9 protein-coding genes are annotated in these 9,715 nt (G+C 33.7%); 3 read left to right on the top strand and 6 right to left on the bottom strand.

Features of this window, described 5'->3' with window-relative positions:
* Positions 1-21: 21 nt before the first annotated feature.
* The 3 genes from rnpA (at position 22) to ACIDC4_RS14695 (ending at position 2,972) form a co-directional block, all read left to right on the top strand.
* Complete coding sequence (gene rnpA / locus ACIDC4_RS14685; protein WP_412044845.1) at positions 22-426, top strand: ribonuclease P protein component; 405 nt, start codon at positions 22-24, stop codon at positions 424-426.
* An 81-nt stretch (positions 427-507) separates the two neighbouring features.
* Positions 508-1,332 carry a DUF4349 domain-containing protein gene (locus tag ACIDC4_RS14690; RefSeq protein WP_412044846.1) on the top strand — a complete coding sequence of 275 codons (825 nt, stop codon included), beginning with the start codon at positions 508-510 and terminating at the stop codon, positions 1,330-1,332.
* Between the two features lie 2 nt (positions 1,333-1,334).
* The gene (locus tag ACIDC4_RS14695) at positions 1,335-2,972 is read left to right on the top strand and encodes a S41 family peptidase (RefSeq protein ID WP_412044847.1); all 1,638 of its coding nucleotides are present in this window, start codon (positions 1,335-1,337) and stop codon (positions 2,970-2,972) included.
* A 231-nt stretch (positions 2,973-3,203) separates the two neighbouring features.
* Here ACIDC4_RS14695 and ACIDC4_RS14700 read toward each other — a convergent pair whose 3' ends face one another.
* The 6 genes from ACIDC4_RS14700 to ACIDC4_RS14725 form a co-directional block, all read right to left on the bottom strand.
* Positions 3,204-3,758: a TlpA family protein disulfide reductase gene (locus ACIDC4_RS14700; protein ID WP_412044848.1), complete on the bottom strand. Its 555-nt coding sequence runs from the start codon at positions 3,756-3,758 to the stop codon at positions 3,204-3,206.
* 161 nt (positions 3,759-3,919) lie between these two features.
* Positions 3,920-4,366 (bottom strand): GNAT family N-acetyltransferase, encoded by a 447-nt coding sequence (locus ACIDC4_RS14705; protein ID WP_412044849.1) that lies wholly within the window; start codon positions 4,364-4,366, stop codon positions 3,920-3,922.
* A 64-nt stretch (positions 4,367-4,430) separates the two neighbouring features.
* The gene (locus tag ACIDC4_RS14710; protein WP_412044850.1) at positions 4,431-5,396 is read right to left on the bottom strand and encodes a DUF4837 family protein; all 966 of its coding nucleotides are present in this window, start codon (positions 5,394-5,396) and stop codon (positions 4,431-4,433) included.
* Between the two features lie 47 nt (positions 5,397-5,443).
* The gene (locus ACIDC4_RS14715) at positions 5,444-7,291 is read right to left on the bottom strand and encodes a LysM peptidoglycan-binding domain-containing protein (protein ID WP_412044851.1); all 1,848 of its coding nucleotides are present in this window, start codon (positions 7,289-7,291) and stop codon (positions 5,444-5,446) included.
* Between the two features lie 110 nt (positions 7,292-7,401).
* Positions 7,402-8,589: a phosphoglycerate kinase gene (locus ACIDC4_RS14720; RefSeq protein ID WP_412044852.1), complete on the bottom strand. Its 1,188-nt coding sequence runs from the start codon at positions 8,587-8,589 to the stop codon at positions 7,402-7,404.
* Positions 8,590-8,736: 147 nt separating this feature from the next.
* The gene (locus ACIDC4_RS14725; RefSeq protein WP_412044853.1) at positions 8,737-9,711 is read right to left on the bottom strand and encodes a PorP/SprF family type IX secretion system membrane protein; all 975 of its coding nucleotides are present in this window, start codon (positions 9,709-9,711) and stop codon (positions 8,737-8,739) included.
* Between the last annotated feature and the right edge of the window lie 4 nt (positions 9,712-9,715).

Raw genomic sequence — 9,715 nt, forward strand, 5'->3', positions numbered from 1 at the left:
TTGCAATTTTTTCTGAATTAAATGAACTTCACTTACCCAAAAAAGGAACGCTTAAAAAGCAAAACGACAATAGGTTTACTGTTTTCTGAAGGAAAATCGGTTTCTAAATATCCGTTGCGTTTGGTTTACCGTCAAGCGGAAGAAGGTTCAGACGAAAAAATTAAAATGGGCGTTTCGGTTTCTAAGAAATATTTTAAAAAAGCGGTTGATCGTAATTATTTCAAACGTGTTTTAAGAGAAACGTACCGACTGAATAAACATTTGCTTTTAGATAATATTCAGGAACCTTATTCTGTGATGTTTTTTTATCAGACAAAAGACAAATTATCTTACGAAGAAATCAATACCAAAACGATTCAGTTGTTCGAGAAATTCCTTCTGCAAGTAAACAAAACAACTGATTCTGAAGATAAAACCAATTTGTAATCCTTCGATGACAACTTTATTTATCAAATTAGACTAAGAATTATAAAAAAATTGTAGTTTTAGATTTAATTTGAAATAGATATGAAATATATTTTCTTTTTATTCTTTGTCCTTTTGACTTTTTCAGGTTGTAGTAAACACGAGGAACCAGCTAATATGATGATTAGTGCCGTGAAGCTGCCTCCAAAAAATGAATCCGCTGCCAGTTCAGATCTAAAAGATGACATGGCTGACCCTGCTTCTCCTGCAATTCCTCAAAAAATTATTAAAGAAGCTTCGCTAAGATTTGAAACCAATGATCTTCAAGATACTTTCAATCAAATTCAAACTGCAATTGCAGCGAATAAGGCCAGCATACAAAATGATTCTGAAGGAAAAGATTACGATAACGTTTATAGATATTTAACCGTTCGTGTTCCCATTCAAAATTTTGATTCTTTTATAAATGCTATTTCAAAAGGGGTTTCTTATTTTGAAAGAAAAGATATTACTTCGCAAAATGTTACCGAACAATATATTGACTTAACGACAAGACTAAAAACGAAACGAAAACTTGAAGAACGTTATCTTCAAATTCTTCAAAAAGCAACCAAAATAAGTGAAATTCTGGAAATTGAAAAACAGATTTCAGCTATTCGCGAAGAAATTGAAGCTAAAGAAGGGCAATTGAAATATTTAGAAAGCCGAGTTTCTGAAAGTACTGTAACCATAGAATTCTACAAAACGATTGCTCAAAAAGAAGGTGTTAAAGCTTCGTACGGATCTAAAATCTGGGCAGCGATTCAATCCGGATTTTTTAGCCTTTCAGAATTTTTAATATCCATTATTAGCCTTTGGCCCTTTATTATACTATTTTGTGTAGTTGCCTATTTTATTAGAAGAAGATTTAAAAGAAAAAAATTATAATCATGTATCCTTATTTCAAAAAGAAATTTATCATACCTACTGTTGCGGCAGGATTTTTATTTATTGGAACCAGTTTCAAAGACGACTTTTTTGAGATTGCCAAACAAATCGAAATCTTCACGACATTGTTTAAAGCTGTTAACACGAATTATGTCGACGAAACGAATCCGGGCGATTTGATGGACAAAGCCATTAAAAGCATGTTGGGAAGTTTAGATCCTTATACGGTTTACTTTAACGAACAGGATGTTGTCAACTTCAAAATCAATAATACCGGAGAATATACCGGAATTGGCGCTTTGATCTCCAGAAAAAAAGACCGCTTGATTGTTCGCGAACCTTATAAAAATTATCCTGCTGATAAAGCCGGACTAAAAGCGGGTGACGAGATTATACAAATTGGCGATGTTTTGATTGCTGATTTTAAAGATGATGCTTCACAATTATTGAAGGGAACAAAAAACACCAAAATCCAGATTAAATACCTTCGTCAGGGAAAAACCTTTACAACGGAGTTGATTTTGGATGAAGTGGATATTAAATCGGTTCCTTTTTATGGTAAAATCGATGACAAAACGGGTTATATTGTTTTGGCGCACTTTAGCCGAAAGGCATCAAATGAAGTAAAAGAAGCGTTGGAAAAACTTAAAGCAGATGGCGCCACGCAAATTGTGCTTGATTTAAGAGGAAATCCTGGTGGTTTGCTTAACGAAGCTATTGATATTTGTAATTTATTTGTACCTAAGAATGAAGTAATTGTAACTACAAAATCAAGAATCGAAAAACATAACAATACTTATAAAACGACCAAAGAACCTGTTGATACTCAGATTCCACTTGCTATTTTAGTAAACGGAAGAAGCGCTTCTGCGTCTGAAATCGTTTCGGGTGCTTTGCAGGATTTAGATCGCGCCGTGATTTTAGGAACCCGCAGTTTTGGTAAAGGTTTGGTACAGCGTTCTGTTGATTTGACTTACGGAACTCAGCTAAAAGTAACCATTTCACGCTACTATACGCCTTCTGGCCGTTGCATTCAGGCTTTGGATTATGCGCATAAGGATAAAAATGGTGTTGCTCAAAAAACGGATGCCAAAAACTTTAATGCTTTTAAAACCAGAAAAGGAAGAACGGTTTATGATGGTGGTGGTGTATTGCCAGATATCGAATTAGATGAATCTAAAATGAGCCCTATTACGACGGCATTATTAAAAAATGACGGGATTTTTGATTACGCTACAACATATTACTATAAGAATCCAAATTTGGGAGATAAAATCCCAACGGTTTCTGATGCTGATTATGCTAGTTTTAAACAATACCTGAAAGCCAACAAAATCAGTTTTGACACTGAAACGGAAGTAGCTTTGAAAAATACTTTGGCTGCAGCCAAAAATGAAAAAATCGACGAAACGATAGCTCCGGAATATCAGCAATTACTGGCCGCTCTTGAAAAAAGTGAAACGACTTTGCTAGATAAAAATCAAAAAGAGATTAGAAACCTAATTCAGGAAGAATTGATTAAGAGATATCAGTATCAGGAAGGTTTGTACCAATATTACATCAAAAACAACTCTGAGATTAAGAAAGCGGTTGGTGTTTTAAACAATCAAACGGAGTATAAAACAATTTTGAAAATGTAACATTGAAATTTGATCTTTAAATAAAAAGTCAAAATTTTACATTATTTCTCTAAAAACAAATGACCCTACTTTTATAGGGTCATTTGTTTTTTTGTCTATTGCTATTATCCTGGAAACGACAAATACAATTATTGCTTATCAAAAAGTACTGTTACCAAGATTTTGAAGTCATAAATTTTGAAAGATTTAATAAAAGTGAATATTTAGAAACCTTCTAATAACAGCTTTTACTTAAAAACCTGGTTCCGGAGGTCTATTTGAAACCGTATTATCCGATACTAATATTTCTTTTCCTTCCAGAAATTTATTTAAAACGACATCATTTAATAACCAGGGTTGGCCTATCCATCTTAATATTCCCTGATTGTCAATTAAAAAAGTTTTAGGTATAGCATAACCTCCGTAGGCATTATCAACTACAAAATCATTTAGGGCTTTTTTAGTTTGATCACTAACTACAATTGACTTGAACTTTACTCTTTCTAGTGTTTTTTTAGTTTTCTCAGGTGATTCATCTGTAATGGAAACAAAAACAAAATCCTTTTTATCTTTAAATCTTTCCTGAGTTTTATTCAAATTTGGAACTTCGGCCAAACAGCTTGTACACCAGGTTGCCCAAAATTCCAGCAGAATATATTTGCCTTTAAGATTTTTATCTTTGGGAGCATTTGCTAAATAATCTGTGATATTAAGATCCGGAACCTTATCGCCTACTTTTAGCTTAATTTGACTAAACGTGTTTTGCGCAAATGCGAAAACAAAAACGAATAAAAGAAGTTTTCTCATAGTATTTTTTTGATCTAATTTAAATAAAAATATAATTCAAAACTTACAGAATAAAAAAACCGTTATATACTTAAAAAGTAAATAACGGTTTGAACTCCTTTGAAACCAAAAGATATATAGGGGATAATAATAATTCTTCGGATGTGTTTTTGTACAGTTAATTATTCCCTTACCATCTCGATATGCGGAATATCATCTTCAAGATACATTTCGCTGCTTTGAACAAATCCGTGGCTTTCGTAGAATTTCTTTAAATACAATTGTGCACCAATGGTGATTTTATCTTTATCGAAATTGGATTTTATGGCCGCAATTGCTTCACGCATTAAATCATGTCCCCACTTTCTGTCGCGATAATTGGCATCAACTACCACTCTGCCAATTGAGGCGTTGTCGAAACTAATTCCGGCATCGAATAAACGAACATAAGCGACGGTTTTACCATCGTATTCGCCAATTAGGTGTAATGCTTTCTTATCTTTTCCGTCAAGATCTAAATAGACGCAATTTTGCTCTACTACAAAGATCTCACTTCTTAGTTTGAGTAAATCATATAACTCGTGAACCGTTAATGCGTCAAACGGCTTTATTTTCCATTTTAATTCCATTCTGTATTTATTCCTTATTTCTGTTGATTGTTTTTATTTCAAAAAGTGATGTAAGAATTTACTTTTATCGCTTATCAATTTTTACAGATTTTATAATGGCTTCTAAATCGAACATTAAATCTCTTTCCTGATTTGATGGCGAGTAACAAAATCCTTCGATGACCAAAATTCGATTGTACATTTTGTCTACAATAGCGTAATTAATGAATGGCCCGGCCATGAAGTCATTTTTGAGCTCCCAGGTTCCCTTGGTTTCATAAGCTTGTTTTCCGTCCAGCATTGTAGTCGAAAAATAGGGTGCATAGGCTTCACCTGTAATCATTCGGGTATTGGGTTCGCGGCCTTTAATATAAAATCCAACCGAATCGCGCATTTTGACAATATCCTCGACAAGATCTGAGCTTTTCTTAAAACTACGAATGGGAATCTGGTAAATAAGTAAACTTGTATTACCGCTTATAATGTCTTTTTTAAGCCAAATAAAATTCTTTTTGTGCAGCATGTATTCGTAACCAATTGGGATCTGCAAATCGATGTGGAATTTGTTTTTTATAACCGTAGGGTTCAATAGTGATTTACTATTGTCTTCCTGGATTTTCTGAATTTCGGCATCGCGGATGATTTTAATAATTTGTGTAGAATTGAGTTCGATACTACAAATAATATCATCGACTGATTTTCCGTAGATACGAAATGTGTTATGCGGCAAAGAGTTACTGTGCGTAATTTCGAATTTTTCTGTAGTTGCTTTTTTTACTACAATAATGCTTCGGCTATCGGTAACAAAACCTTCAAGCAAACGTGCGGGGTATTGATTTATGGTAAATAGAGGTTCCTCCTGAGTAAGGCCTAAAACGGGTGAAGCAAATTTATTTCGAATACTGTCTCCTACTTCTCCATACCACAACTGATCGTCTATAATAATAGAAATCGAATTGGTTTTACCGGATACGGGCTGGGGTTTCTCATTTTTTAAACAAGAAATCAAGAGAAACGGAATTAACAGCAATAAAAAATGGGTTTTATTCATTTTCTTAATTTATGAAATAAAACCCAAATTTATGTAAGATTTTTTAACTATCCGTTTATTTTAAGTTTCATTCCTGGTTTAATGTCTCCGTCTTTAATATTATTCCATTTTTTAATATCTGAAATTGTAACTCCAGGATATTTTTTAGAAATACTATACAACGAATCTCCTTTTTTAACGTAATAGTCTTCTCCAAGATCTTTGGTTGAAGTCGCTTTTTTCTTGAATGAATCAATCGAAGAATTTGAAGCTACTGCAGTATTTACAGCATGTTCGTCAATAATATCCGGTACAATTTTAGAAACCGTTAAAGATTTACCTAAACCAATATTATTTGAAGTTAAACTATTAATCTCTTTTAATTCAGCAATATTCATACCGAATTTTTTCGCAATGCTTCCTAAGTTATCGCCAGTCGCTACCACGTATACGTCGTATACTTTTGAGTTTTTATCTTTATCATCGGCAAGTGCAACGGCTTCTTCAGCTTTTTTCTCTATTGCAAGAGTTGCTTTTACTTCTTTTGGATTTTTGACAACTGCATCGATATCTGATTTAATCTTTAAATTTCTACCCAGTGCAACCGAGTTTGTTTTTAGATTATTCCATTTTTTTAAGTCGATCACATTTACATTGTATCTGGCAGCAATAGCACCTAAATTATCTCCTTTGCGAACTTTATACCACTTAACATCAGTATCAGCTGGTTCGATTGTTTTCTCTAGTTTTGCTTTTGCTTTAGGCGTAACCTTCAAAGCCAACTGTGTAGGCATTGTTTTATTTCGTGATTGATAGGCTACGTAGTCATAAATTTTATCTTCGTTTGAAACGAAAGTGGCTATTTTATCTTTTGGCAAGCGCAGGTAATGTGCTTCGCCTTGATAAAAAGGTACTACATTTAATTTATACGAAGGATTTAAAAGTTGTATTTGAGATTGTGGCATGTCTAACAAATCTGCGATTTGTTTGAATGACATTTGATTTTTGATCTGTACCGTATCGGTTTCAAAATTTTTAACTACTGCTCTTTGCGGATTGATTCCGTGTTCTTTATGGTATTCAAAAAGATACATTGTAGCTAAAAAAGCGGGAACATAACCTTGGGTTTCTTTTGGAAGATGGTTACGAATGTCCCAGTATTTAGTTTTTCCGCCAGAGCGACGAATTGCTTTGGTAACATTTCCCGGTCCTGAATTGTATGATGCTAAAACAAGTTCCCAATCGCCAAAAATGTTGAACATCTTGCTCATGTATTCTGATGCAGCGGCTGTAGCTTTAAGAGGATCACTACGCTCATCAATATAAGAATCGATTTTAAGGGCATATTGTTTACCGGTTCCGTACATGAATTGCCAAATTCCGGTGGCGCCCATTTTAGAAACTGCTTTAGGATTTAAAGCAGATTCTACAACGGCTAAATATTTAATTTCTAAAGGCACATTTTGTCTGGCAAAAGCGTCTTCAAATATTGGAAAATAATATTCTGATAAAGACATTAATCGTGAAAATGATTTTTTACGATTTTTAAGAAATGACTTTATTATGTTTTCTAAACCCTGATTGTATTCAATGTTAAAAGGTGATTTACCATTCATTGCCTGAAGACGCTCTTTAAGCAATTCTGTTGGCAACTCTTCATCTACAGTAACATCTGTATTGATGGTTTGAATGTCTTTTGTAAGATCATCGTAAATATCTAAACTTACTAATTCGTTCATCCAGAGACTGTCAACGCGAGTTGCCATTTCGTCTCTTTTGAAAGTATTTTTAACAGAATCTAAATACGATATCTTTACAATGGGTTTAATTTCAACATCTGTCTTTGCAATATCCTGCGCAAACATCGACATAGAAAAAAACACCGAAACCACTATTGATATTTTTTTTACAATCATATAACATTTTTTTAAAATTCTATAATTCAAACCATTACAGAAGACCTACTTTTGCAAACTTAAAGAGTTTATGCATGTAAACTATCTAAAAAAATGTTAATTGTGATTTTTTAGTCTAAAATCGCAGCGATTCCAGGTAAAACTTTTCCTTCTAACATTTCAAGCATAGCCCCACCACCAGTGGATACATAACTCATTTTATCTTCGAATCCGAATTGTTTTACAGCAGCAACTGAATCTCCACCACCTACTAATGAAAATGCTCCATTTTCTGTAGCTTCGGCGATATAATCACCTAATGCAATTGTTCCTTTTGCGAATGATTCCATTTCGAAAACTCCTAATGGACCATTCCATAAAATAGTTTTTGACTCTAAAATTACTTTTTTGAAGTTCTCTAAAGATTTAGGACCTGCATCAAGACCTTGCCATCCGTCTGGAATTTCTTTTACATCTACCACTTTTGTATTTGCTGTGTTTGAGAAATCATCTGCAGCAATTACATCAACCGGAATATGAATCTGAACTCCTTTTTCTTTAGCCAGTCTTAAAATTTCAAGTGCTAATTCTTGTTTGTCATCTTCACAAATAGAATCTCCAATTTTACCACCTTGTGCTTTAATGAATGTAAAAGTCATTCCGCCACCAATGATCATGTGATCTACTTTGTCTAAGATATTTTCGATAACGGTAATTTTTGATGATACTTTAGATCCTCCAAGAACTGCTGTTACCGGTTTTTCGCTATTTTTAAGTACTTTGTTTAAGCTTTCTATTTCTTTTGCCAACAATGTTCCGAAACATTTTTCTGTTGGAAAGAATTGAGCAATAATAGTTGTTGAAGCGTGCGCTCTGTGAGCAGTTCCAAAAGCATCGTTTACATAGATGTCTCCAAGTGACGCTAATTCTTTTGCGAAAGCAACATCTCCAGCTTCTTCTTCAGCATGAAAACGTAAATTTTCAAGTAATAAAACTTCTCCTGGTTTTAAATCTTTGGCTGCAGTCTGAGCTACTTCTCCAACACAGTTTTCGGCAAATTTAACCTCAACTCCTAAAATTTCTGAAGCTGTTTTTAAAATATGTTTTAAAGAATATTTTTCTTCAACACCTTTTGGTCTTCCTAAATGCGACATCAAAATTACACTTCCTCCTTGTGCCAAAATAGCATCAATTGTTGGTTTTGCAGCTTCGATACGTGTAGCATCTGTTACATTAAAATTTTCATCCAATGGTACATTAAAGTCAACACGGATAATTGCTTTTTTATTCTTAAAATCGAAATCGTTTAAAGTTTTCATTATATAGTTTTTTAGTTTTTTTTGAAAGAAAAACAAATATAGAACTTTTAAAGTATCATAAATATAAAAATAACCTATCTATAACAGCGAAAACGTTATAAGTTAAGAAAAAAAACAAATTTGCCCGTAAAATGATGAAAATGCTCCTTAATCGTGAACCGGACTTTGTGTACAAGGACAGTTACTGATGGATTGTAAGAAATCGAAACCAATAGTTACCGAGTGTGTTCCTGTATTATAGTTTCCTAAATCGTTAAACATTACCTGATACGAGTATCCGAAGTAAAATTTAGATTTCATGAAACCTACCATTGGCCCAACTGATAATGGTTTTGGGAACTGGTCGTTTAGGAAACGGTATGAAACTCCTACCCAATAGTAATCTTCGTAACGGTTGTAACGTCTGTACTTGAAGTTGAAATCGGTTGTAGAACGTCCATCACTGGCAAAATACTGGTAGTAAATAGATGGTTCATATTCGATACGGTTATTTTCGCCGTCTTTAAATACAAAACCTGAATATACCTGATAGTTTGAAAGTAAATTAGGTTCTACACCTCTGTATTTATCGGTGTTTTTCTTTAAAACGTTGTTGGCATTAAAACTTAAGTAGAAGCCTTTGTTACGGTATAAGGCACTAATATCAAAGTTGTTATTGGCATTGTAACGATTGTCTGTTACAGAAGGATCTATAACAGGATGCTCGATTGTAGTATTGAACTCATCAGTATCAATACGAAATGTATTGAAGTTGTAGGAAAGTCCAAAAGACAGATATTGCTTTGAATAATAATCTAAAATGATATGGTGCGCAAAGGAAACTTTTGCTCCGGTTTGACGCGTATAACCGTTTCTGTCATTATAAAGCGAGATACCCACTCCGGAACGATCCAGAACTCTAAAATCAGCATACAGCGACTGGTTTTGCGGTGCATCTTTAATACCCACCCATTGTGTAAGACCATTGGCTCTAATTCTAAGGTTATCTCCAATACCGGCAAAGGCAGGTGAAATAACAAAAGGATTGTCTGCTAAATATTGTGTAAATACTGGTAGGTTTAACTCTTGGCTGTAACTTGTTGTTACAGCCATGAGTACTAAAGATAAAATAAACTTTTTCATTGTA

The sequence above is a fragment of the Flavobacterium sp. C3NV genome, assembly GCF_046825355.2.
GTDB lineage: Bacteria > Bacteroidota > Bacteroidia > Flavobacteriales > Flavobacteriaceae > Flavobacterium.